The following is a 24,565-nucleotide window of genomic DNA, read 5'->3' on the forward strand; positions in this document are numbered from 1 at the left end:
TTCTATCCCTTTGATGAGCGCGGATCATTGCCTGGGTCGATGGTCTCTTGTGCCCGGATCTGTCCGTTCTTGCCCCGCACTTGTAGTTCGCCGCCGCCATCGTTGGCAAGGATCTCGCGCGCCCGGTCAATGCCATCTGACTGTCTGGGTGTGACTGCGCTCGCTCGGTCGGCTCCCGGTTTGCGTACCTCCCAATTTCCGTCGTCACGCTTTTGAACGACTCGTTTGTTGACCATGCCGATGTCCCATCGTCGCCGACTGTTGATGTGAGCGTAGAGCGGAAGCGGAGCGCTGGGGCGCGAAGTGGTCTTGGGCGTTCTCTCTTTGTCGTAGGTCCATGCAAGTCTTCGCGGTGTGACTGATATCGATGTGCTGAGGATTGGCAAGCGTCTGATTTCGTGACGCTGGAGGAAAGTCATCAGCGCGGCGGTTATCGCAGTGTTCGTGCTTCATCCTGCGACGGGGCAACGAGCGGCCATGTGGGCCGGGGACCAGTACGCTCAACGACTTTCGCGAATGGTGGAAGATGCAGAATTGCTGGATGCCGCCCCAGCCTCCGCTGCCTGATGGACCCTGACTTGTCATAAAGTCTGGGTATCGGTGAGACGAGTGCTATAAGGGCGCATTGAGTGCGATGTTCCGCGATCGTGCGAGGTGGGTGCCGGCGAGTGTGAGTGCTCCGCCTATAGTCGCCCCCGCCCCGGTCAGGACCACTGCTGCTCCCCATGTCGGTGGACGTATGACGCCTAGCGTCTGACCTTCGCCACCGACCAAACCGCGAGCAGAGCAAACCCATCCCGGGGGGAAATACGACCACGTTGAGGTCCAATCAACCGTGGAAGTCGGATCCGCCTTATCAAGAATTCGCTGGTATTCATCCCGCAGGGATTGGCGGGCCGGGGCATCACTGTATGTGCTAGTGCAGCCGTTGTTGGCGCCAACATCCGGGCCTCGAATGAACAGGGCAAATCCGTAGACGACGATCAGCGCGGCGACGCCGACAATGAGCGCTGTGCGGCCGGCGAATGTACAAGCTCTCGTTGTCGAGTACGTGTTGCGCATTTTCGACCCTTTTGGTTCTGGCCTCGATGTTCCCTGGGTAGCCAGCCGGGCCACGCACGGTCTGCGCGAGCAGATTGTCATCAAGTATCCACGCCAGGGTGCGGGCGAGCGGCGTTCAAGGCGCTTTGAGCCGCTAGCTTTACAGAATATAAGTTATCGGCGTTAACTTCGCTGCTGGTCGGAGCGTTTTCCGCACGGGTCAACCACCCATGCTCGCCGTGCAGGAGCTTCATCGCCCGCCCCGACCCGGGCCATCTCCCGATGCACCTCGGCCCAGTCGGGCTCGGCGAACACGCTGTCGTGCTCACCCCGCCCGGGGAACAACAGCGAGTACACCTCGCCGTCCGGTAGACCTGCGACATCGTCCCAGCTGAGCTCGGCCGCATCAGCGGCCTCCAGCACCGCAGCGACGCTATTGCGCGAGATCTGCTGCGAGGCCGCGATCGCCCGCCCCGACAGGCCTTCGGCCCGTAGCTGCAAGACGAGTTTCGCCTTGATCTTCCTTACCATTGGGAACTGCTCCTTCCGCCAGGTGCCCGTTACACCCAGCGGAAGGAGCCTAAGAAGGTGGCTCCGAACGCGAATAACGGTGGCTCCGACGGAGTCGTCCGCATCAAGCCGCCGCCGGCTCCCATAGCCAATACGACTGGCCCTCAGAACAGCGAATACTCAGTTGGCGCTCCATCGGGACGGGCTAGGTCATTTGTGGTCATCATTGGCCGGTGGCGAGCTGCGCTCGGATGACGTGCTTGGTGAGCTTGCCTGAGGGGTTGCGCGGAAGTTCATCGACTTGCACCACCTCGCCGGGAAGCTTGTACCGGGCGAGCGTGGACTCCAATTGTGCGCGGCCCAGTCCGTCATGCGTGTAGCGGAGTCCTGCTGAGCAATCAAATTGGCACTGGTTCAGCGGTCCTCGGAGGCAGGGTATGGTGCTCGGTGCAGTCGAGTATCTGACAGTAATGCAACTTTGCTCTTGTCGGCTAGGAGTTCGCGAAGTCTCGATATTTCCTCGTGCTGGGCGGCTAAACGGGAGACTGCGACGCTCCGAAAGGTTTGGAGTTCCGAAATCAAATCCTGCTGCTGTGAGACTCGCTCTTTGAGCGTTTCAATTTTCTTCTTCAAGTGGACGAGCTGAGCTTCCCGAGGGTCTGGGTGGTCCCCATCGGCGACGAGCCGATCCCGGCGCCGTTCAAAATCGTCCTTAAGATGAAGATATGTCGAATAGAGGGCCGAGCGGCTGACCCCCGCTTCCTTGGCTAACGTCGCGAAGTCACATCCGCCTCCTGGCGGTAGCTCACCGGCTAATAACCGGTCGGCCGCCGCGCGAATCCGATTCTCAATCTGTTCGCGCTGTTTTTCAGTTAGCCGCATCTGAGCCCCCCGTTTTAGTCGCAGAATCGATCGAGCCGAGCACTCGGGTGTTGCGTTCGAGTTCAGAGTGCAGCCGCTCCCTCTCGTTTGATGACACGCGGGGATTGGCAAGCAGCGCCGTCGTGGCTTTTGCTGCGTTCGCCCACACGGCGCGGTGTGAAGGGTGGTGAGTGGCCTGTGGGCAACGAGCTGAGTCACATAGACCGACTAAAGGACGGGTCTGGTCGGTTTTTCCAGCCAGCCGGATGCAAAGTGCTTTCGACGGATCCTGAAACCAGCAATAGTTTGCTGGTGTGGTGTGTAAGGACCCTGCTTGGAGCCGGAGCAAATTCTCCATCCTTCGTTCATTAGCAAGCACGTTTGGTTCGGTCTTGTGATCACCAAGTTGCGATTCAACCGATCTAAAAACACTGATGAGTTGCCGTGCACCGGGTCCACTGGGCATCCGACCTTCCTGGAAGTCTCTGAACGCAGCAACCGTGAGTTCAAGGTGGCGGGCCGTTTCTTCCAGTTCGACCTCGGCCATAAATGAGGACTGGGACCCACCAGGTCGGTTTGCATAGCCCTCAGTTGTTGCAACCGAAACATGTTTGAGGTGAATTTTTGCTGCTAGAAGCCCTGATGGGCGCCTAGCAAGCTCTAGGGCTAGTGTCCGCCGCAACATGCGGGCGTTCACCGGGCCATCTGGGATTAGTTGCATGCCTAAACGCTGCATAAACGGGGCGCCGGACCATTCCCGGAACTGCTTGACGAAAGATCCAATATTCGCGGACCCGAACAGCGCCTCTCCGGTCGCGGCGCCGGAGATTAATTCGGCCAGGCATACGGCGGTGTGGACTTCTTCGATAGTGACCCATTCATCATCTGCGCCCCCAAGAGGTTGCCCTTTTATTCGCTTAGAAGCTATCCGGAAGCGTTGACCTCCCAATTCGTTGGTTGTGCGTCGCGCGCCAACGCTAATCTCCATAAGCTCACTTCGACGCATTCCGGTGATGGCTGCGGTTACGAGAAGACATGCGCCACTGGTGTAGCTGGCCAACTGGTGAACTTCGTTAGAAGAGAGGGGTACGGTCCACGGAATCAACTTGCCTGATTGCGCATGCGGTATCTGAGCGGCTTCTCGTGCCCAAAGATGAGCCGTTCCCACTTTTGAGATGGCATCTTCAAACAAGGGCCGTAACCGGGCGATGACGCCCGAAATTTCGGCCCGCATACCGCACTCGAGTAGGATGCGCCCGATATGTAGGTCTATTAGCGGATCGTCCCGGTCCCAGGCGGATCGTGAGGCAGCGATATGGTGATCTTCGAGTCGCGGAAGGGGCGTCCCGGAGTCGACGGATTCACCTACCCAACTCACAATGGCAGAAATTTGCGTGTCGTCCAGGGTTTTCACAGAACGACAATGCCGAGCGCTCGAATCGAACCTTCTTCTGTCGGCGCGAATTTGACGTAAAAGCGGGGGCAGGAATGGGCCGATGACTTCGATCAAAAAGAAGCAGTTCGCCAGAAGTGGTTGCATTATCTGGTCGGGCACAGGCTGTGTCGAGTTCTCGCCTTGACGATTGTGGCCGGATATTTCGTCGGCGGTCCGCCCTTGCCAGGGCGAGAACTTCGGGTCTAGACGGTCTGCCAGGAAAAGGTCGTTGTAGGCGACAATGGCTTGGATAGGTTTGATAACGTTAGATAAGTAGCTGGACGACAACCGTCTGGCGGTGCCGTCCGCATGTCTCTTGCACGATCGTTCTTCTAGGTAGTCATCGCACATCGACTGATTCACGGCAGACAGGGTTGAGACATCGACTTCGGTTAGCCAGTTAAACCAAATGATCCACTCGCGCAAGTATTGTTGTACCGTGCGGGGGCTGCGAGGTGACTTCATCACGAACGGCATGTCAACCACGGGGCTACTCGCAGGAGCGAGGAACGCAAGGGCGATGTCCTTAGCGACCATCCGCCAACTTGGGTTCTCGATTCGAACAAAGTTCCATTTGAGGTCAGCGGGGCGGACCATTCGGTGAGCGCCCACTAGCCCAGTGAGGTCCCAGACCTCGTCCTCATATCGCGGGCGAGTTGAACCGGGGACGATCTGCAGTCCCGCGACCTCGAAGACGTCGGATCCTGCGTACTTCGACTCAGCGCTGATCGATCTGTCGGGATTGATCATCCTGTCTCCTCCGGGCGGAGTGGGAGAGCCGAATCGTTAGCGTGAATTGACGCTGCGGCACGTTCGATTAGCGCTTTATCAAATAGGGGCAGTATTTCGTTTTCTAAGCGACTGGCGTAAGGGCCAAAAATAGCCATGAAATGCTCTGTTGGCAGTTCGCGAAACTGGCGCGAGAAGAAAGCTTTTAATCTTAGCAGATTTTCGGCATGGTGCGGGACGAAAATCGCGAGTGGGCACAAGAGGCAAACCCACGGGCGAGCGGGACATGGCTTTCCGGCCGGACCCCAAACGCCGGCTAATTGGTCACTGCAGGCGGCAACAAAGACATCCTGTTCGCCACCTAGGAGTTTACGAATCGTCGAATCGTCCATGGAGTGTTTGGTGATGGCGGATTGAAAGCTGGAAATAAGCTCGGCAACGTTATTCCCGTTCAGGACTGCTGGGGGAAGTGCCCTTCTAGCGATGTCACCTTGGCCGTCGGCGATAATCGACTCGATTGCGTCCATCTGGGCCGGCGTGGAGGCTGTCAGGTAGTGGTCTCCCTCCACAGTCGCACTGTGATTCGGGTCAATCGTGGTTCGACCCGCCCAGCCGCGAAGAGATAGTGCTTTTAAATATGTGGTCCGGACCCGGCTTTGGTGGATTATAAGTAGCGAGTCATCATCGGCGCGTAAATTATGGAGACGGACGAACTCCGCGTTTCTTCCAGGCAGCCGCGGAGTGGATTGCACGCCGTTAGATTTCGAGAAGCTTCCAGGTGGGATGGATATCCATAATTGCTCCTGGGTGTCCGGCGAAGCAAAGCGGCGGAGCAAGCTGGAATGTTCGAGCCACTGCGAGAGTAGCTTTATTGCTTTACGGGGCAAACTCGCCCCTTCAGGGCCGGTTCTGCCCTTGATATAGTCGAGCAGCACCGTCGAGTCCCCAGCCCAATGTATTTTATTGACGGCTATGTCATCTATACCGTCAGGGACGATTCCGGTGTATAGGCCGAAAAGTAGGCGATATGCGAACTGAACGTGATGTGTAGGAAATAGTGCCTCACGAACTTTCCTGAGGGCTGTCACTGCGCGGCGCTTTTCATTGCGGGGAGCAGGAAACGACTTATCCGCGACGAACTCTGTGGCTCCAGATGGCCCATTCTTAACCATCCAGCTCGCCAAAAAGTCTTGGCAAACCCAAGATGTGGCTTGCACTTCGTTTCGGTGAGCGTTCTCGAGCATGCCCTTATGGCGGCGAAACGACTCTTCGACTGTCTGGATGCAGCTTTCATGGAGCCGCCTCCATTCGTTCTCCGTGTACGGTTTCCAAGGGTGCGATGGGGGTCTTTGTTTTCTTATTCGTCCTTGAAGTTCTTTGTGTAGATCCGGATCAATATGGTGCCCCAGTTCGTGGTACGCGCGCAAAATCCGTCGAGTGTTTCGTTCGTCCCCATGTGAACAGGCGATCCAGAATTCCAGCATATCCGACTTTTTCAGGTCTGAGGCGGCCCCTCTGAACCCTCCCGCGCTCAGCAAGGTCACCATCTTTCGCAATGATGCGCGGTAGTGGGCGACGCTAGTTTTTGACGCGATGGTGCCATGCGGGTGTACGAGGCCGACTAGCCCCTTCGCGAGGTCGGATGCCAGCCGAAGGTTGGGTAGATCGTGCAGTTCCGCTGTAACTTGAGTTCCGTTTGGAAGGTCAAACTCTATAGAAAGCGGGTTTTTTACGAGTGTTGCAGGCATTTTTTGAGCTCCTTCTAGGGCGTGAGTCTGGAGGGATCTACGGCTCCGTCGGAGTCTTCTTCGGTAATTCGAGCAGCCTCGTATGCATCCTTATAAATTCGTGTCACATCCAGTCTATCGAGATAGGCTTGAGTGGTGGTCACCGAACTGTGTCCGAGAAGGTCACGGAGCACCATAAGTGGATCAGACTTTGTTAGATACATGGATAAAGAGGCATCGGCCCTGGTTTCGGTTACCACTTGGGCGGCACGGTTGTAATGGTTTGAAACCAGCCTTTCGAGTGTATGCATTGCGAAAGTGTGGCGAAGGCGGTGGGGCGAGACATCTGGGAATCGGGGTTCATACTGTTCTCGGATGCGCCTCGAGGTGCGGATGAATACGGTCGGCCAGTCTTTAAACGGGTCTCCGGAGGATTGCACGGAAATCAAGCAAGTTGTGCCCTCCGGTGAAACTAATCGAAGTCTTTCCTTCGGCGCCAGGCTGCGCCACGATACTCGGGTGCCGTTTACGTGGGCACCGTCGAAATCGGGCTTTTCGACTAGTAGGGGTGCACCTAGTTTGGAAGAGGGTTTCCAATTGTTTTTCGATATTGCCGCCCGCCGTTCTAAATTCACATATTGGTGGGCGTTTGCTAACGCGTCATAGTCGATCCAGGTTGTCCGGAGCTTTTGGCCTTTAGCTAATGAGCTAGCTACGGGCAGCAGTATTGGGAGGTTGGACCGCTTGGGGGGAAGCGGTGGTAGTTCGTACGTCAGAAGGTAGGTAAACTCTTGTCGTCGTAGCCCAGTCGAGACTGCAAGCGCTCCTATCGCGGAATTCCGTCCAAGCTCTCGACCGTAGTGAGTTCTATCTGGAGTGCCATCGGGCGCCAGCCCCGCCAATGCTTTTATGAAGATATCGGTGAACTCGCGGTCCAGATATTTTATGGTGCTATGTCGTTGCGGTGACTTCAGGGCTGCGTTATTTCGCCGCATCTCTATGCGGCGTCCTCCTTGGTTTCGGAAGGATGTGGAATAGGTAAAAGGCTGGCAGGCCGTTAAATTTTCATCGATCGCCCACTGGTAGAATTTAGAGATCGTGGTGATGTGTTGATTCCAACTTGCCGGGGATAGCCGTTTCGCGAGATCGCCGCCTAATCTCTCTCCGGCGTACGCGCTGAGTGCGTCGCGTAGCTGGGCGCGGGAGTCGAACAGGTCGACTCCGTTCTCTTCTAGGTGCTCAAGCCATGCGCGCATCGCGCGCGCATACGCCCACCATGTATTTTTTGAAGGTGCGCCGCTTGTGGGTAGCTGCCTCAACCAGCGGTTCACCGAAACTGACGGACGGCTGACTCCAGCGGTCTCGAATGCCAGGTCCTGGTCGATCAGTACGGGCATGCCGTCACGAATCATGGGGCGTCTGTCGAGGTCCCATGTCTCCCAGCCTCGCGCCGAGTACTCGAAGATCAGCATGAGGCCGAATCTAGTATCGCGACAACTGCTCAGTGCTGCCATTAGCAAAAGTGATCCGGGTGGATGCCGTTATCCGGACACGGCCGGAGTGCATGCATAGCTGTCGAGTACGCGGTGGGGACGATCGCGGCGGCCGCGTTCGGCGCCGTCCTGTACACCGTCGTCAGCGGCGATTCGATCCCCGACGCCCTCGGCGGGATCATCGAACAGGCTCTCAACACGTCGGTGTGACGGTGCGGCGGTGGCTCCGTGCGCAGACGGCCCGTGACGACGGTTCGGTGACTGTGGAGGCGGCCCTCGGCATCGCCTCCCTGGTCATGGTGGTCGGTGTCGCCGCCGCGGGGGCCGGCGCGGCACTCACGCAGATCCGGGTGGTCGATGCCGCGCGGGAGGCCGCGCGGGTGGCCGCGATGACCGGCCCGGGCGACGGGGTCGCGGCCGGACAGGCCGTGTCACCCGGCGCCGAGGTGTCGGTGGACGGCGGCGGATCGTTCGTCACGGCCGTGGTCGTGGCGCCGGCGCGTGGTCTGCCGGGCGTCGAGCTCCACGGCCGGGCGGTCGCGCGGACCGAGCCGGGAGTGGTCGGATGACGTGCGCCGGGCCCGGCCGCGCCGGCCACGAGAGGACCGGGATCACCGGGTCGTCGCCACCCCGCCGCGCCGGGGCGGTGCCCCGCCGCGGTGGGTGGCGGCGGGTCGACCTCGACGACGACGAGGGCGTCATGACCGTCACGACCGCCTTCGCCGTGGCCGCCGTGCTGGCTCTGGCGGTTGCGGTGCTGCTGGTGGGCAGGGCGGCCGTGGCCGGGCACGCCGCCCGGGCGGCCGCGGACCTGGCCGCGCTGGCGGGCGCGCACGCGCTGCGCGCGGGCGAGGACCCGTGCGCGGCGGCGTCCGGGTTCGCCGACGCGAACCGGGCGGAGCTGTCGGTGTGCCGGGTCGACGGGCACGACGTGGTGGCCAGAGCGGAGGTCCGTGTGGATCTCGGTGTGTTCGGGGCGCGGTCGGCGTCGGCCGTGGCCCGGGCGGGGCCGGTCTGACGGGTCATCCCGCCGCCCCCGCCGCCCCGCCTACGCGGCCGACCCGGGTGCCGGCGTGGACAGCTGCCCCACCACCTCCGTGAGCAGCGCGATCGCCCCCGGCTTGGACAGCGGGTCGTTGCCGTTGCCGCACTTGGGTGACTGGATGCAGGACGGGCACCCTGACTCGCACTCGCAGGAGCGGATCGCGGCCAGCGTCGCCCCCAGCCACGAGGTGGCGCGCCGGAAGCCGCGCTCGGCGAATCCCGCGCCGCCGGCATAGCCGTCGTAGACGAACACCGTGGGCAGCCCGGTATCCGGGTGCAGGGCGGTCGATACACCTCCGATGTCCCAGCGGTCGCACGTCGCCACCAGCGGAAGCAGTCCGATCGCCGCGTGCTCGGCGGCGTGCAGCGCCCCCGGCCAGTCCGCCTCCTCCAGACCGGCGACACGCAGCAGCTGCGGGGTGAGTGTGTAGACCACGGCCCGCGTGGCCAGTGTGGTCGCGGGCAGATCCAGCGGGGTCACATCGAGGATCTCGCCGCCGCGCAGTCGACGTTGGTACCCGGTGACGCGGGTGGTCACCTCGACGTCGGCCAGCGAGAGGGTGACGGGGCCGGCGGGCACCGACTCGAGGGTCTCGACCAGATCGATCGACACCTGCTCGCGCGCGCTGGTCGTCCACTCGGGGACCTCCGGGTGGCACAGTGCCAGTCCGTCCTCGAGGTTCAACTCGTCCACGATGAACGACTCGCCCTGGTGCAGGTAGAGCGCCCCCGGGTGGACCTGGGAGCGCGCCCGGACGGAGTCGATCGTGCCGAGCATGCGGCCGTCCACGGCGTCCACGATCACCACCTCGGCCCCGCCCGTGCCACGGATGTCGACCTCGGAGTGCGGGGTGTGGTCGTCGGCGGCCGGATACCACCCGGCGGGCCGGCGCCTCACCAGGCCGTCGTCGGCGAGTCGTTCCAGAACCTCGGTCGCGCCCCAGGCGCGGGCCTCGTCGTGGGTCATGGGTCGCTCGCTCACCGCGCACCGCAACTGCCCGGCCAGCAGGACGGGGTTGCGCGGGTCGGTGACGGTGGCCTCGACCGGGCGGCCGAGCAGTGCCTCGGGGTGGTGGACGAGGTAGGTGTCCAGCGGGTCATCCCGCGCGACCAGCATCACCAGGGCGCCCTGCCCCCGGCGGCCGGCGCGCCCGGCCTGCTGCCAGAACGAGGCGATGGTGCCCGGGAACCCGGCGCTGACCACGGCGTCGAGCCCGGAGATGTCCACCCCCAGCTCGAGTGCCGAGGTGGACGCGACCCCCACGAGTTCGCCGTCGGCGAGGCCGCGTTCGAGGGCGCGGCGGTCGTCGGCGAGGTACCCGGCCCGATAGGCGGCGATCCGTCCGGCCAGCTCGCGGCCGCGTTCACCGTGCTCGGACACCAACCGCTCGCGGGCGCGCAGGGCGGTGGACTCCGCGCCGGCCCGTGAGCGGACGAAGGTCAGGGTCCGCGCGCCCTCCGCGACGAGGGACGCCATGAGTGCGGACGCCTCGACCGGGGCGGGCCGCCGGACCGGCGCGCCGTGTTCGCCGGACAGGCCCTCCATGAGCGGCGGCTCCCACAGGGCGACGGTCCGGCCGCCCTGCGGGGAGGCGTCGTCGGTGACCTCGACGCAGTCGCGGCCGACGAGGGTCGTCGCGGCGGCGCCGGCATCGGAGGTGGTGGCGGAGGCGAGGATGAAGGTCGGTGCGGCGCCCAGCGCCCGCGCGAGGCGGTCGAGCCGGCGCAGGACGAGGGCGACGTTGGAGCCGAACACCCCCCGGTAGGAGTGACACTCGTCGACGACGACGAAGCGCAGCCCCCGCAGGATCCGTGTCCACTGCCGGGCCCGGCCGAGAAGTGACAGGTGGAGCATGTCCGGATTGGTGACGATCCACCGGGAGTTCTCCCGTATCCAGGGTCGGGCGTCCGTCGGGGTGTCGCCGTCGTAGGAGGCAGGAGCCACGTGGGAGAGCTCGGGCACGGCGTCCACCAGCGAGATGACGGACGACAGCTGGTCTCGCCCGAGTGCCTTGGTCGGAGCCAGGTAGAGCACGCAGGCGTTGCGGTCGGCCGCCAGGGCGCTGAGCGCGGGAAGTTGGTAGCCGAGGGACTTGCCCGACGCGGTCCCCGTCGCGACCACCACGTTCCGGCCGGCGTGGGCGTGCTCGGCGGTGGCCACCTGGTGGGCCCACGGTCGGTCGACCCCGCGGCCGCGCAGCTCGCGCACCAGACCGGGCTGCGCCCAGGAGGGCCAGTCGGCGTACCGGGCCTCGCGCGCGGGCAGGTCGACGGCGTGCGTGAGCGGCGACGCCCCGGCGGGCATCTGCTCGAGCAGGTGGCCCAGGAGTTCGCGTCCGTAAGTCGTCACCCCTCGACCGTAGAGGGCGGATCGGCCACCGCGCCGGAACGGCCTGCCCCGGATCTGTTCTCCTCGGGCTGCCGTCGTGATCTACTGGACCCGGTCGTCATCATCGCCCGCGGACACCCCGTGGTCGGGGGCGCCGGCCCGACACGCGTGGCCATCCCGCGAGTCGCACCTGGCAGTACGGAAAAGGAACACATCAAAAATGGCACAGGGCACCGTCAAGTGGTTCAACGCGGAGAAGGGCTACGGGTTCATCGCCCCTGAGGACGGTTCCGCCGACCTCTTCGTCCACTACTCCTCCATCGAGGGCTCGGGCTTCAAGTCGCTCGAGGAGAACCAGCGCGTCGAGTTCGAGGTCGGCGAGGGACAGAAGGGCCCGCAGGCCCAGGACGTCCGCGCGATCTGAGAAGATCCGGTCGATCTCGGCGAGGCCCCCACCGCGTGCGCGGTGGGGGCCTCGCGACGTGTCGGAGGTCGACCGTAGTCTCTGATGCGTGACGCAGCTGTCGTTCTTCGCCGCGGACGACCACGTCCCCGAGCCCTCGGACCTGGAGGGCGCGCTGGCCGCCCGGGGCCAGTCCACCCTGGCGGGCGACCTGGCGCAGGTGTCGGTGGCCCTTGACGCGGCGTGGCGGGCGGACGCACTGGAGGCGCTCCTGAGGGAGGCGGGACTCGAGCCGATCCGCTCGGATGCGGGTCCGGACGGACGCTGCACGGTGTCCACCGCGCGTAGTCCGTCCCTGGCCCCGGTGGTGCGCCGCTGGCGGCGGGGTGCGGTCACCGCGGTTCCCGACGGGTGGACGCCCTCCGCCGGTGCGCTGCGCGTCTGGGTGCTCACCGCCGGCCACGTCACGGACGGGGGAGCGGTCGAGCTGGGCATCGACGCCGCGATGGAGCACCACGCACCCCGACGCGACGCCCTCCGGGCGGCCCTGGACCGCGTCGGGATCCGTACCACCTACGTCGGCAGCAAGGGCGGTGGTCCGCTGCTGCGGCTCGGTACCGCGCGGGCCCGCGCGCGACTGGCGCAGAGCATCGGGGCGGCGCCCGCCGGGGTGCCCCCGGAGCACTGGCCCGGCTGACGCCACCGCGCCCCTGCCGCCGCCCGAAGTACCGTGGGGGTATGTGCATGCTGGTCGTCGCCCGTCGGGTCCACCCTCACTATCCCCTCATCGTGGTGGCCAACAGGGACGAGGTACTGGGTCGGCCCACCGAGCCGTTGCACGAGTGGACCTCCGACCGCGTCGGAGCCGGGGGGATCGTCGCCGGCCGGGACGTGACCGCGGGCGGAACCTGGCTGGCAGTGGGGTCGGGCGGGCGGTTCTCGGCGGTGACCAACGTCCGTGAGCCCGGACCGGTGCTCCCCGCAGCCGCCTCGCGGGGCGAGCTGCCCGTCGACGCACTCACCGGGCCGGTGCCCGCCGGGGAGTTCGCCCACCACGTCGTCGACGATCTCGATCGCTACGGAGGCGTCAACCTCCTGGCCGGGGACCTCGACCGGATGTGGTGGGCGTCCAACCGGTCCACCCGCGGCCCGGTTGCCCTCGGCACCGGTGTCCACGGGTTGTCGAACGCCTCGCTGGACACTCCCTGGCCCAAGGTGGTGGGTGCGGTCCGCGACGTGAGGACGCTCGTGGGCACCGACGTCATGGAGGACCCGGACTGGTCCGGGGCACTGTTGGACGTGTTGGCCGACCGCCGCCCCGCGGCACCGTGGAAGATGCCGCGCACGGGCGTACCGCTGGCGCACGAATGGCGCCTGTCGGCGCGGTTCGTCCGCATCGGTCGGCGGTACGGCACCCGGTCGACCACCGCCGTGCGCGTCGACCAGCACGGCACCGCCGACGTGGTCGAGCGCACGTGGGACGCCCGCGGACGCATCACGGGGACGGCCACCAGGCGCATCTGAGCGGGTGACCGCCCCCGTGGGACGGGTGTGCGGGTGTCGGTCTAGCCGACGGTCCAGGTGTTGCCGCCGTCGAGCAGCGCCTGCAGGTCGGAGGGCGCGGTCTCCTTGGCGGCGGCGACCTGCTCGCGGGCGAGGTCGTCGTAGGTCTCACGCCGGACCTGCCGGATGATGCCGGTGACCGTGTACTCGAGGTCCTGGCTGGACAGGTTGGCCAGCGCGTGGGCGTACGTCGGGTCGTCGGTGTGGGCGTCGTGGACCACGATGTCGGCCTCGTCGACCTCGGCGGTGGCGGCGACCCTGAGGGAGAACCCGGAGCGGATCACGCAGTGCTGGCCGTCGTCACCGAAGATGATCTTCTCGCCGTGGCGCACGGGGATGAGGTGGTCCCCGGCGTCCTCCTTGCGGAGCAGGTCGAAGGAGCCGTCGTTGAAGATCGGGCAGTCCTGCAGGATCTCCACGAAGCTGGTGCCGCGGTGGCGTGCGGCCGCGTCGAGGACCTCGGTCAGGCCCTTGCGGTCGGAGTCCAGGGCGCGGGCGATGAAGGTGCCCTGGGCGCCGATCGCCAGTGACAGGGTGTTGAACGGGTGGTCCAACGAGCCCATGGGGCTGGACTTGGTGACCTTGCCCGGCTCGGAGGTGGGCGAGTACTGGCCCTTGGTCAGCCCGTAGATCCGGTTGTTGAACATGAGGATGTTCAGGTTCACGTTGCGACGCAGCGTGTGGATCAGGTGGTTGCCGCCGATGGACATCGCGTCGCCGTCACCGGTGACGACCCAGACCGACTGGTCGGGGCGCGCGGTGGCCAGCCCGGTCGCGATGGCCGGGGCGCGGCCGTGGATCGAGTGCATCCCGTACGTCTCGAGGTAGTACGGGAAGCGGCTCGAGCAGCCGATGCCGGAGATGAAGGTGATGTTCTCGCGCTTGAGACCGAGCTTGGGCAGCAGGGCGCGGATGGTGGCCAGGATGACGTAGTCGCCACAGCCGGGGCACCAACGCACCTCCTGGTCGGAGGTGTAGTCCTTGGGCTTCTGCGGTGCATCCGTCTTGGGCACGGACGCCAACGCGTCCAGCGGCAGTGGGCTGCCGACGAGGCCGGGTTCGGTGGTGGTCATGGGGTTCCTCTCCTCGCTCGCAGGTCAGCGGGTTCGGTTGGCGGTGGTGGTGCCGGTGGCGGTGTGGCCGATCCGCCGGTTGCGGGCCGCGGGCTCGCCGGTGGTGGTGATGACCCCGTCGAGCGCCAGGCGGTACTTGTCGTGCTCGGTGTGGGTGAGACGGCCGGCGAACTCGGACTCGATGGCGGTCTGCAGCTCCTCCGCCGAGAACGCCATGCCGTGCACCTTGGTGACGGGCTGGATATCGGCGGGGAAGCGGGCCTTGAGCAGCATGGCGAGCTGTCCCAGGTTCATCTCCGGCACGAGGATCCGGCGGTACCGCGCGAGCACCTCGCCGATGTTGTGCGGCAGCGGGTTGAGGTGACGGACGTGGGCGCGGGCCACGCGGTGGCCGTTGGCACGGGCACGGCGGACGGCCTCGCCGATGGGCCCGTAGGACGAGCCCCAGCCCACCACGAGCACCTCGGCGTCGCCGGACGGGTCGTCGACCTCGAGGTCGGGCACGTCGATGAGGGCGATCTTCAGGGCCCTGGTCCGGGTCATGAGGTCGTGGTTGTCGGCGGTGTAGGAGATGTTGCCGGTGCCGTTGGCCTTCTCCAGCCCACCGATGCGGTGCTCGAGCCCCGGCTCACCCGGTACGGCCCAGTCGCGCGCCAGCGTCTCCGGGTCGCGGGCGTACGGCAGATACCCGGGGGTGGTCGCCCCCTCGTCACCCTCGCCGTCGGCGGCGGGGGCCTTGGCGAGGTTCTTGTCGATCCTCGGCAGGTCGGCGACGTCGGGCAGCAACCACGGCTCGGAGCCGTTGGCGATCGCGCCGTCGGAGAGCACGATGACCGGGGTCCGGTAGGTGACCGCGATCCGGGCCGCCTCGCGGGCGATCTCGAAGCAGTCCGCCGGCGACTGCGGGGCGATCACCGCGACGGGGGACTCGCCGTTACGGCCGAACAGGGCCTGGAGCAGATCGGACTGCTCGGTCTTGGTCGGCAGGCCCGTCGAGGGTCCGCCACGCTGGACGTCGATGACCACCAGCGGCAGCTCGGTCATCACGGCCAGGCCGATGGCCTCGGACTTGAGCGCGAGACCGGGACCGGAGGTCGAGGTGACCCCCAGGGTCCCGCCGTAGGAGGCGCCCAGTGCGGCGGCGACGCCGGCGATCTCGTCCTCGGCCTGGAAAGTCGTCACGTCGAACTGCTTGAGCTTGCTCAGCTCGTGCAGGATGTCCGAGGCCGGGGTGATGGGGTAGGTGCCCAGGAAGACGGGCATGTCGGCGGATTTGCCCGCGGTGACCAGGCCGTAGGCCATCGCCGTGTTGCCGGTGATCTGGCGGTAGCGGCCCTCGGGCAGCGTGGCCGGGGCGATCTCGTACTCCGAGGCGAACGCCTCGGTCGTCTCGCCGTAGTTCCAGCCGGACCGGAGCGCGAGGATGTTGGCCTCGAGGATGGCCGGCTTCTTGCCGAACTTGTCCTTGAGGAAGTTCTCGATCGAGTCGACCGTGCGCCCGTACATCCACGTCAGCAGGCCGAGGGCGAACATGTTCTTGCAGCGCTCGGCGTCCTTCTTGCCGATGTCGACCGATTCGACGGCGCCGATCGTCAGCGTGCTCATCGCGACCTCGTGCACCTGGAACGCCTCGAACGCCGGGGAGCCGAGCGGGTTGGACTCGTAGCCGACCTTGGTGAGGTTGCGCTTGGTGAACTCGTCGGAGTTGACGATGAGGATCCCGCCCGAGGGCAGGTCCCCGATGTTGGCCTTGAGGGCCGCCGGGTTCATCGCCACCAGTACGTCGGGGCGGTCACCGGCGGTGAGGATGTCGTAGTCCGCGATCTGGATCTGGAAGCTCGAGACGCCGTGGATGGTGCCCTGGGGAGCCCGGATCTCGGCCGGGTAGTTGGGCTGGGTCGCGAGGTCGTTTCCGAAGGCGGCCGCCTCGGAGGTGAACTGGTCACCGGCGAGCTGCATGCCGTCACCCGAGTCACCCGCAATGCGGATGACCACCTTGTCCAGCTTGGTCTTGGACGCATTGCCCACCGGTGCTGACCTCCAGAGAATCGTGATGAGTCGGGGCGAGTCGCGGCTCCCGTTCAGCCATCGACGGTACGCCGATTTCGGCGTGGCCCACGGCCGCGATCGTGTTCTCGGACTGTAACAGGTTCCAGTTCCACGTCGTGGCGTCTCCACGGAGCCTAGACCGATCTGTCTATCCCTGCCAGTCGGACCCCTCTGCCAGGGGAAGCTGAACGGGCGAGCACTGCAGATGAGAAACTCATCACCATGAATGCGCTCATCCGGTGTGCGGCCGTGTCCGCGGCCGCAGCCCTCGTCGTCGTCATACTCCCGCCCGTGGCCTCGACCGCGCCCTCGGTCGCTCCCACCCTGACCGGGGTTGACACCGTGGTGTGGACCCTGTGCCCTGCGGACTCGCCCGAGGACACCGCCCATGGCCTCCCCCGCGCCGATGTCCTGTGCGCCTCGGTCGACGTCCCCGTCGACCACGCCGACCCCGGCGGACGCACGGTGGGGGTCGAGGTCCGCAAGATCACCGCCACGGGCGGGCGCGAGGGCGCCCTGTTCGCCAATCCGGGTGGCCCGGGCGGCGACGCCCGAACCCTCTGGTACACCGCGCTCGACAGGGACGACGACTCGGCGATCGACGAGATCCGCCGCACCCACGACCTGGTGATCGTCCAGCCCCGCGGACTCGAGGGGTCGGGCGCGCTCGAATGCCTGCCGGAGCAGTCCCCGGAGGGGGACGACCCGGCTGTCGTCGACCTGAACACCGCGGCCAAGGCGTGCATGGACACGGACCCGGAGTTCGTGCGCTCCATCACCACCGAGAACGTGGTCCGGGACCACGAGATCGTGCGCGAACGCATGGGGCTGGAGACCATCTCCTTCCTCGGCTACTCCTACGGCACCGCCATCGGGATGATGTACCAGACCCTGTTTCCGCAGAGCATCGACCGGATGGTCCTCGACTCCTCGGTCGGCCCCACCGACACCTGGTGGTACGAGTTCCACCGTCTGCAGGCGGCGAACCGGCACCAGGCCCGCGACCACGTCCTGGCGTGGATCGCCGAGTACGACGAGGTGTACGGGCTCGGCGACACCCCGCTGAAGGTGTACCGCCGCATCCACGAGCTGGACCTGTCCGAGGGGGCGGCCGCGACCCGCTTCCTGCCGCCTCCCGCGCAGCCGGGCGACGCCATCCCGGGGTCGGTGTCGACCGGGTCGTCGGCGACGGGCTCGCTGGATGTCCTGGGCACCGGCTCGGTGCGGGCGGAGAACGCGGCCCTCGCCTCGACCGGGGCGTTCGACGCGATGCCGGACGACGCCGTGGGCTACTTCCGGTTGCTCGACACCTACAGCAGGGTCCCCGATGCGTGGCCTGACATCGCCTCGGCCATCGCGGAGAAGCTGCACGGCGCGGCGGCCGTCGCCGCGACACCGGAGGAGCTGGAGGAGCAGCTCGAGGAGGAGAACGCCAGGCCCACCCTGACCTCCGACCAGCAGACGTACCTCACGATCCTCAACTGCAACGAGACCGCCGCTCCCCGCACTAACCTGCTGGCCCCGGCCCAGCTCGGCAGCAGCGACTCCGCGGGCAGCACCAACGAGGACGTCTGGGCGCTCACCGAGCAGACGAGCTACTGCCTGTACCCGCCCTCGGCCGTCCCGCCGCGCATCGAGGCCAACGAGATGGGCGCGGCGCCGCTGATCCTGCAGTCCGACCACGACCCCAACACGCCCGGCCTGCTGGGCCCGCGGACGGCGACGGCCACCGGCGGCACGCTCGTCCGGATCCGGGGGACCGTGCACTGCCACTTCGATTCCGGTAACCGGGCCGTCGACGAGGTGGTCCTGTACTACCTGCGCACCGGTGAGGTGGCGCCGGGGCAGTATCTCGACACCCCGCGTCCCGTACCGGGCCCGGTTCCGGTGGGCGGGCCCCTGTGACGGGCCCGGCGCCGAGGGGAAAGGAGCGGTGACCGCGGGCCCGCCCGTGCCCGCCCTCGTCACCGCGTTGGCGTCGACGGTGGTGACGGGGGTCCTCGCCGGGATGCTCACCGTGCCCGCGGTCGCCACCGCGGCCCCGTCGGCGGGCGGGCAGGGGATCGACTGGCGTCCCTGCATACCGGTGGACCCCCGGGACCCGGACCATGACCCGGATCCCGCCGAGGCGCGCCACGACGTGCAGTGCGCGGACGTGCGGGTGCCCGTCGACCACGCCGACCCGGACGGGCGGACGTTCACCGTGGCCGTCACCAGGATCCCCGCGACCGGTGAGCGCACCGGCGTGCTGTTCGGCAACCCCGGCGGCCCGGGGATCGACGCGCGGGGGATGTGGATCGACGCCGTGGACCGCTGGTTCGACACGGCGGTCGACGAGCTGAACCGCACCCACGACCTGGTGGCGGTGCAGCCCCGCGGGCTGGTCGAGGCGGGCGAGACGGCGTGCCCGGGCATGGGGGCGGACATGCCCTACACCGCGCGGGCGTGGGCCTGCCACGAGGCGGATCCGGAGTTCGTCGGGTCGCTGACCACGGCGAACGTGGTGCGCGACACCGATCTGGTCCGCGAACTCATGGGGCTCGAGCGGATCGGTTTCCTCGGGTACTCGTACGGGACCGCGGTCGGGATGGCGTACCTCTCGCTCTTCCCGGAGAGTCTGGACCGGCTGGTGCTGGATTCGTCGGTGGGGCCGTCGTCGACGTGGTGGAAGCAGAGCGAGGCGACCGCGGCACGGCACCGGCAACCGGCGCGCGACGCGTTCCTGGCGTGGATCGCCCGCCACGACGCCGCCTACGGGCTCGGGACCACGGCGCGCCAGGTGTACTGGCGGTTGCGCGAGCACGACCAGCGGGCGGGTGACCGGGCCCGGCGGTACCTCCCGCCGCCCGGGGAGACCGGGTCGCTGTCCGCGGGCTCGCTGTCCGGCTCGGTGGACGGCGTCGCGCGACTCGGCGTCCGGGTGGACGACGCGATCGGCGCGGCGGGGGGCCGGTACACGCGGCCGTCGGAGGTGGGCGAGTCGGCCTTCGCGGTGCTCGACCGCAACGCGGGCTTCCCGTCGATGTGGCCGGGTGAGGCCGCGCAGCTGTCGTGGCTGGTCGGTGAGCGGCCCCGGGTGGCGTCGGGTCCGGCGGTGCGGGTCCCCGCCGTCTACGACGCCGGTGACGACGAGTATGACGACGACGACGAGGTGACCACCGCGGACCGGGACACATATATAGGCATACTCCGGTGCGCCGAGAACACGACCCCGCCGGAACCGGGTGTCGAGCCGGCACTCGACCTCGCGGTACGGCTCGGTAGCTCGGGGGACACCGTCGACCACCTCCGGCACCGGGCGCTGGCGTGTCCGTTCCCCGCGGCGTCGGTCCCGCCCGCCACCCGGGCCCCCGCCGGGGCGGTCCGCCCACTGGTCCTGCAGTCCGACGGGGACCCCTTCACGCCCCCGGGGCCGGCCCGTCTGACCGCGGAGGCGACCGGGGGAGTCCTCGTCCGCGTCCGGGGCGTCCAACACGCGTTGTTCGGGTACGGGAACCCCGAGGTGGACGGGGTGGTCCTGCGGTACCTCCGCACGGGGGAGACCGCGGGTGGGCTGCACCTGTCGGCCGCGCCGGAGCCTGTTCCCTGGTAGCGCGCGGTTCTCGTCGGGGGCATCCCGCCTGGTATGAATTCCTATAGAAGGGCCCCGGCACGCGTACCGTAGCCGGGACCGGTGGTCGGTGACAGGCGTCGTCGACGGATCAGCGCAGGTTGGGAGCACTCCAGTGGCGAGCAAGAAGACAACATCGGGCGGTAAGCGGAGCCTGGTGATCGTCGAGTCCGCCACCAAGGCGCGCAAGATCCAGCCCTACCTGGGGTCGGACTACGTGGTCGAGGCCTCGGTCGGGCACATCCGCGACCTCCCCAAGGGCGCCGCCGACATCCCGGCCAAGTACAAGAAGGAACCCTGGGCGCGCCTCGGCGTGAACCCGGACGACGACTTCGAACCGATCTACGTCGTCAGCGCCGACAAGAAGAAGAAGGTCGCCGAGCTCAAGAAGGAACTCGCCGGCGTGGACCAGCTCCTGCTGGCGACAGACCCCGACCGTGAGGGCGAGGCGATCGCCTGGCACCTGCTCGAGGTCCTCAAACCCAAGGTGCCGGTCAAGCGGATGGTGTTCCACGAGATCACCAAGCCCGCCATCCTCGCCGCGGCCGAGAACACCCGCGAGCTGGACACCGACCTGGTGGACGCCCAGGAGACCCGCCGGATCCTCGACCGTCTCTACGGCTACGAGGTCTCGCCGGTGCTGTGGAAGAAGGTCATGCCGCGCCTGTCGGCGGGCCGCGTGCAGTCGGTGGCCACCCGCGTGATCGTCGAGCGTGAGCGCGAACGGATGGCGTTCGTCGCCGCGGACTACTGGGACATCACCGCGACCCTGGCAACGAAGGGATCCGCCGGCGGGGACGCCGGTGAACCCCGCAGCTTCACCGCGCGACTGTCCGCCGTCGACGGCGCCCGGGTCGCGCAGGGCCGCGACTTCGGCCAGGACGGGCGTCTGAAGACCACCGGCGCGGCCAAGGACTCCGTCGTCCTCGCCGAACCGGCGGCCCGGGCACTGGCCGGCGCGCTGACCGGCGCCGACTTCGTCGTCGACTCCGTCGAGTCCAAGCCGTACACACGGCGCCCCTACGCGCCGTTCATGACCTCCACCCTCCAGCAGGAGGCCGGCCGCAAGCTGCGGTACACGTCCGAGCGCACCATGCGGATCGCTCAGCGGCTGTACGAGAACGGCTACATCACCTACATGCGTACCGACTCCACCACCCTGTCCGAGGGCGGCATCGCCGCGGCCCGCGCGCAGGCCACGGAGCTGTACGGCAGCGAGTACGTCTCACCCACCCCGCGGCAGTACACCCGCAAGGTCAAGAACTCGCAGGAGGCCCACGAGGCCATCCGGCCCGCCGGCGAGACCTTCGCCACCCCCGGGCAGCTCCACAGTGCGCTCGACGCCGAGGAGTACCGGCTCTACGAGCTCATCTGGCAGCGCACGGTCGCCTCCCAGATGGCCGACGCGCGCGGCACGACCGTCAGCATCCGCATCAGCGGTGACGCCGGTGACAACGCCTCCGGTTACGAGCGCGCCACGTTCGCCGCCTCCGGCCGCACCATCACGTTCCCCGGCTTCCTCAAGGCCTACGTCGAGGCCGCCGACGAGTCCTCCGAATCCTCGGACAAGCCGATGGCGGACGATGCCGAGCGGCGCCTGCCCCGACTCGACGAGGGGCAGCAGCTCACCGGCACCGACCTGGTCGCCGACGGCCACACCACGAGCCCGCCGGCCCGCTACACAGAAGCGAGCCTGGTCAAGGCGATGGAGGAGATGGGCATCGGTCGCCCGTCGACCTACGCCAGCATCATCCGCACCATCCAGGACCGCGGGTACGTCTACGTCCGCGGCAACGCGCTGGTCCCCAGCTGGGTCGCGTTCGCCGTGGTCGGGCTGCTCGAGCAGAACTTCGGCAGGCTGGTCGACTACGACTTCACCTCTCTCATGGAGGACGAGCTCGACGCGATCGCCGAGGGCCGCGAGAACCGCGACGACTGGCTGCGCCGCTTCTACTTCGGCGCCGACAAGGGCTCGGCCGATGAGGACAACGCCAACTACGCCGTGGGGCTGAAGAACCTCGTCGACGTCAACCTCGAGGCCATCGACGCCCGCAGCATCAACTCGATCCGCGTGTTCGACGACTCCGAGGGGCGCCCGGTCCACGTCCGGGTCGGCCGCTACGGTCCGTATCTCGAGCGCATGGTCGCCGGCGAGGACGGCACCGAGGAATCCCAGCGTGCCAACCTGCCCGAGGGCATGAGCCCGGACGAGCTCACGCTCGAGGTGGCCGAGAAGCTCTTCTCGACCCCGCAGGACGGCCGCCCGCTCGGCGTGGACCCCGAGACCGGACACGAGATCGTCGTCAAGGACGGGCGCTACGGTCCCTACGTCACCGAGAAGCTCCCCGAGGCCACCGACGCCGAGAAGGCCGCCTGGGCCAAGAAGGTGCTCGCCGACGCCGAGGCGGAGAAGAAGCAGATCGACGCCGACCGCGACGCCGCGATCGCCGCCGCCAAGGACGACGACGCCAAGGCCGAGGCCAAGAAGGCCGCGACCAAGGCCAAGGCCGCCGTGACCCGCCGGGCGAAGAAGGAGGCAGACAGCCCCACCGGGCCGAAGCCCCGGACCGGCTCGCTGATGCAGTCCATGGAGCCGGCGACGGTCACGCTGGAGGACGCGCTCAAGCTCCTGTCGCTGCCCCGCGTGGTGGGCGTGGACCCCACGAGTGGCGAGGAGATCACCGCCCAGCTCGGTCGCTACGGGCCGTACCTCAAGAAGGGCACCGACTCCCGGACCCTCGACTCCGAGGACGCGGTGTTCACGGTGACGCTCGAGGACGCGGTGAAGATCTACTCCGAGCCGAAGCGTCGGGGCCGGCAGTCCGCCGCCCCCAAGGCGCTGCGTGAGATGGGGGTCGACGAGGTCTCCGGCAAGCAGATGCTGGTCAAGGACGGCCGCTTCGGCCCGTATGTGACCGACGGCGAGTCCAACGCCTCCCTGCGCAAGGGCGACACGGTGGAGAGCCTCACCGACGCGCGTGCCTCGGAGTTGCTCTCGGAGCGGCGGGCCAAGTCGCCGCCGAAGAAGGCCCCCGCGAAGAAGGCGCCGGCCCGCACGTCGCCGGCCAAGAAGACGGCCGCCGCGCGCCGCTGAGGCACGTTGGTCAGAGGGACTGGTCTTCGGCCGGTCGCAGCGCGACCGCGCCCGCCTGCCACCGGTCCGCGAGGGTGGCCCGCAGGGGACGGGCGAGCTGGGTCATGATCCCCCGTCCCCGCAGCTCCACGCTGCGACCCAGCACCCAGCGCGCCGCCTCGGGCGCGTCGGCCTGGTGGATGGTGGCCGCCGAGGCCAGGACGTGCCCCTGCTCCATCTTGGCCAGCGTGGTGAGGCGGGCGGCCTCGTTCACCGGGTCGCCGATGACCGTGTACTCGAACCGTTTGGCGTGGCCGATGTGCCCGGCGATCACGGTGCCGTAGGAGACGCCGATCCCCGCCGTCAGCGGGGCCAGCTCCGCGAGCCGGCTCTGCAGCGCACGCGCGGCACGCAGCGCGCGACCGGCCTCGTTCTCGATCTCCAGCGGCGCCCCGAAGACAGCGAGCAGGGCGTCTCCCTGGAACTTGTTGATGTACCCGCCGTTGGTGTCGACGGACTCGACCGCGATCCGGAAGAAGTCGTTCAGGACCGACACGACCTCGGCGGGCTCATGCGAGGCCGCGAACTCCGTCGATCCGGTGAGGTCGACGAACAGCACCGCGACCTGACGCTCCTGTCCGCCGAGTTCCGTGCCCCGCTCGAGCGCGTTGCGGGCGACGTCCTCGCCGACGTACCGGCCGAACAGGTCCTGGATGGCCTCGCGTTCCTGGAGGCCCGTCACCATCTCGTTGAACCCCTGGGCGAGACGGCCGATCTCGGAGCTGTCGTAGATCGTCACCCGGGTCTCGAGGTCACCCTTCTTGACGCGGCTGACGCCCGCCTGCATCTCCCGCACCGGGTCGGCGATCGAGTCCGAGACCAACCCCATACCGATCGCGCCCGCGATCACGGCGACGCTGGCCAACACGGCGAGCGCGACGAGGATGAGCCCGGGGTCGTCGCCGAACAGGCCGAACCAGTGCCCGGTGAGGATGAGCAGGATGCCGGCGATCGGGATGACGGTGGTCAGCGACCACCCCAGGAAGATCCGGCGACGCACCCCGGGGACGTGCCGGTTCTCCGGTACTCCCCGGGACAGGGCGCGGACCGTGATCGGGCGCATGATCCGTTCGGCCTGGAGATAGGAGATCAGGCAGGTCGTGCTGCCACCGAGGAGGCTGGTCACGGCGACGATGAGGGCGAGCCGGGGGGAGTGGCTCACGTTGACGGCGACGAAGAGCAACGTCCCGATGACCCACATGGCGCCCGAGATGAGCGCCTGGTGGAACGGCAGGCGCAGGGTGCGTCGGCGGATGGCGCCGTCGAAGTCCCTGCCCGACCTGTCGACCTTCAGCACCGGCAGGAGCAGCAGCGTCGAGGCGATGACGCCGCCCACGAAGGCCAGCACGAGGTAGCCGATGAACAGGCTCTGGTTGAGGAAGCGGAACTCGTTGAGGTCCAGGAACCGGTCCATCGGCAGGACGAACCGCAGGAACGAGAAGACGAAGACCGCGCCGATGATGTTGGCCTGGACCATCGTCAGGGCATAGACGGGCCAGGGGGTGGCCCACAGCCACCTGAACAACCTGACCCAGCGTTCCATCGGTCCAAGACTAGTTCGCGCC

General features: G+C 66.9%; 17 protein-coding genes and 1 pseudogene. 9 read left to right on the forward strand and 9 right to left on the reverse strand.

All coding sequences use genetic code 11. The annotated features are described in order from the left end of the window. Positions 1-2 precede the first annotated feature (2 nt). From AC3DE3_RS11465 to AC3DE3_RS11485, 5 genes and pseudogenes are all read right to left on the reverse strand, one after another. A complete protein-coding gene (locus tag AC3DE3_RS11465; protein WP_488370061.1) occupies positions 3-419 on the reverse strand; it encodes a DUF2188 domain-containing protein in 417 nt (138 codons plus the stop codon). Between the two features lie 825 nt (positions 420-1,244). Next, positions 1,245-1,572: pseudogene (locus tag AC3DE3_RS11470) on the reverse strand (IS21 family transposase); the annotation flags it as partial. An 847-nt stretch (positions 1,573-2,419) separates the two neighbouring features. Continuing rightward, entirely contained in the window at positions 2,420-4,597 is a 2,178-nt protein-coding gene (locus AC3DE3_RS11475; protein ID WP_488370062.1) for a site-specific integrase, read from the reverse strand. Next, positions 4,594-6,324: a hypothetical protein gene (locus AC3DE3_RS11480; RefSeq protein ID WP_488370063.1), complete on the reverse strand. Its 1,731-nt coding sequence runs from the start codon at positions 6,322-6,324 to the stop codon at positions 4,594-4,596. Before AC3DE3_RS11480 ends, AC3DE3_RS11475 begins: the two co-directional genes overlap by 4 nt. Positions 6,325-6,338: 14 nt before the next feature. Next, positions 6,339-7,775: a tyrosine-type recombinase/integrase gene (locus tag AC3DE3_RS11485; protein WP_488370064.1), complete on the reverse strand. Its 1,437-nt coding sequence runs from the start codon at positions 7,773-7,775 to the stop codon at positions 6,339-6,341. Between the two features lie 63 nt (positions 7,776-7,838). On the opposite strand from AC3DE3_RS11485, the gene AC3DE3_RS11490 reads away from it, so the two are divergent. The 3 genes from AC3DE3_RS11490 to AC3DE3_RS11500 are packed head-to-tail and all read left to right on the forward strand — an operon-like array spanning position 7,839 to position 8,814. Next, on the forward strand, positions 7,839-8,006 hold the full coding sequence (locus tag AC3DE3_RS11490) for a DUF4244 domain-containing protein (protein ID WP_488370065.1): 168 nt from the start codon (positions 7,839-7,841) through the stop codon (positions 8,004-8,006). A gap of 47 nt (positions 8,007-8,053) precedes the next feature. After that, positions 8,054-8,365, forward strand: coding sequence for a TadE family type IV pilus minor pilin (locus AC3DE3_RS11495; protein ID WP_488370067.1), 312 nt, complete (start codon positions 8,054-8,056; stop codon positions 8,363-8,365). Continuing rightward, a complete protein-coding gene (locus AC3DE3_RS11500; protein WP_488370068.1) occupies positions 8,362-8,814 on the forward strand; it encodes an Rv3654c family TadE-like protein in 453 nt (150 codons plus the stop codon). The genes AC3DE3_RS11495 and AC3DE3_RS11500 overlap by 4 nt, the downstream gene beginning before the upstream one ends. Before the next feature lie 30 nt (positions 8,815-8,844). On the opposite strand, the gene AC3DE3_RS11505 is transcribed toward AC3DE3_RS11500, so the two are convergent. Beyond that, on the reverse strand, positions 8,845-11,190 hold the full coding sequence (locus AC3DE3_RS11505) for a DEAD/DEAH box helicase (protein WP_488370069.1): 2,346 nt from the start codon (positions 11,188-11,190) through the stop codon (positions 8,845-8,847). 199 nt (positions 11,191-11,389) lie between these two features. On the opposite strand from AC3DE3_RS11505, the gene AC3DE3_RS11510 reads away from it, so the two are divergent. The 3 genes from AC3DE3_RS11510 (at position 11,390) to AC3DE3_RS11520 (ending at position 13,096) form a co-directional block, all read left to right on the forward strand. Then, positions 11,390-11,593, forward strand: coding sequence for a cold-shock protein (locus AC3DE3_RS11510; protein ID WP_260486571.1), 204 nt, complete (start codon positions 11,390-11,392; stop codon positions 11,591-11,593). A gap of 88 nt (positions 11,594-11,681) precedes the next feature. Then, positions 11,682-12,269, forward strand: a complete 588-nt coding sequence (locus AC3DE3_RS11515) for a hypothetical protein (RefSeq protein WP_488370070.1) — start codon at positions 11,682-11,684, stop codon at positions 12,267-12,269. Between the two features lie 41 nt (positions 12,270-12,310). Continuing rightward, positions 12,311-13,096, forward strand: coding sequence for an NRDE family protein (locus AC3DE3_RS11520; protein WP_488370071.1), 786 nt, complete (start codon positions 12,311-12,313; stop codon positions 13,094-13,096). Positions 13,097-13,137: 41 nt separating this feature from the next. Here the strand turns inward: AC3DE3_RS11520 and AC3DE3_RS11525 are convergent, their stop codons facing one another. Together AC3DE3_RS11525 and AC3DE3_RS11530 are read right to left on the reverse strand one after the other, a co-directional pair. After that, positions 13,138-14,208, reverse strand: coding sequence for a 2-oxoacid:ferredoxin oxidoreductase subunit beta (locus AC3DE3_RS11525; RefSeq protein ID WP_260486574.1), 1,071 nt, complete (start codon positions 14,206-14,208; stop codon positions 13,138-13,140). Positions 14,209-14,232: 24 nt separating this feature from the next. Continuing rightward, a complete protein-coding gene (locus AC3DE3_RS11530; RefSeq protein ID WP_488370072.1) occupies positions 14,233-16,236 on the reverse strand; it encodes a 2-oxoacid:acceptor oxidoreductase subunit alpha in 2,004 nt (667 codons plus the stop codon). Between the two features lie 243 nt (positions 16,237-16,479). Here AC3DE3_RS11530 and AC3DE3_RS11535 point away from each other — a divergent pair, with 243 nt between their 5' ends. The 3 genes from AC3DE3_RS11535 to topA all read left to right on the forward strand — a co-directional run bounded on the left by AC3DE3_RS11535 (position 16,480) and on the right by topA (position 22,961). Continuing rightward, positions 16,480-18,162: an alpha/beta fold hydrolase gene (locus tag AC3DE3_RS11535; RefSeq protein ID WP_488370073.1), complete on the forward strand. Its 1,683-nt coding sequence runs from the start codon at positions 16,480-16,482 to the stop codon at positions 18,160-18,162. Between the two features lie 28 nt (positions 18,163-18,190). After that, on the forward strand, positions 18,191-19,849 hold the full coding sequence (locus AC3DE3_RS11540) for an alpha/beta fold hydrolase (protein WP_488370074.1): 1,659 nt from the start codon (positions 18,191-18,193) through the stop codon (positions 19,847-19,849). Positions 19,850-19,982: 133 nt separating this feature from the next. Further along, complete coding sequence (gene topA, locus AC3DE3_RS11545; RefSeq protein WP_488370075.1) at positions 19,983-22,961, forward strand: type I DNA topoisomerase; 2,979 nt, start codon at positions 19,983-19,985, stop codon at positions 22,959-22,961. Positions 22,962-22,971: 10 nt separating this feature from the next. Here the strand turns inward: topA and AC3DE3_RS11550 are convergent, their stop codons facing one another. After that, positions 22,972-24,543, reverse strand: coding sequence for an adenylate/guanylate cyclase domain-containing protein (locus AC3DE3_RS11550; protein WP_488370076.1), 1,572 nt, complete (start codon positions 24,541-24,543; stop codon positions 22,972-22,974). Positions 24,544-24,565: the final 22 nt, after the last annotated feature.

Source organism: Dietzia sp. IBK-p2-16D (assembly GCF_057773085.1).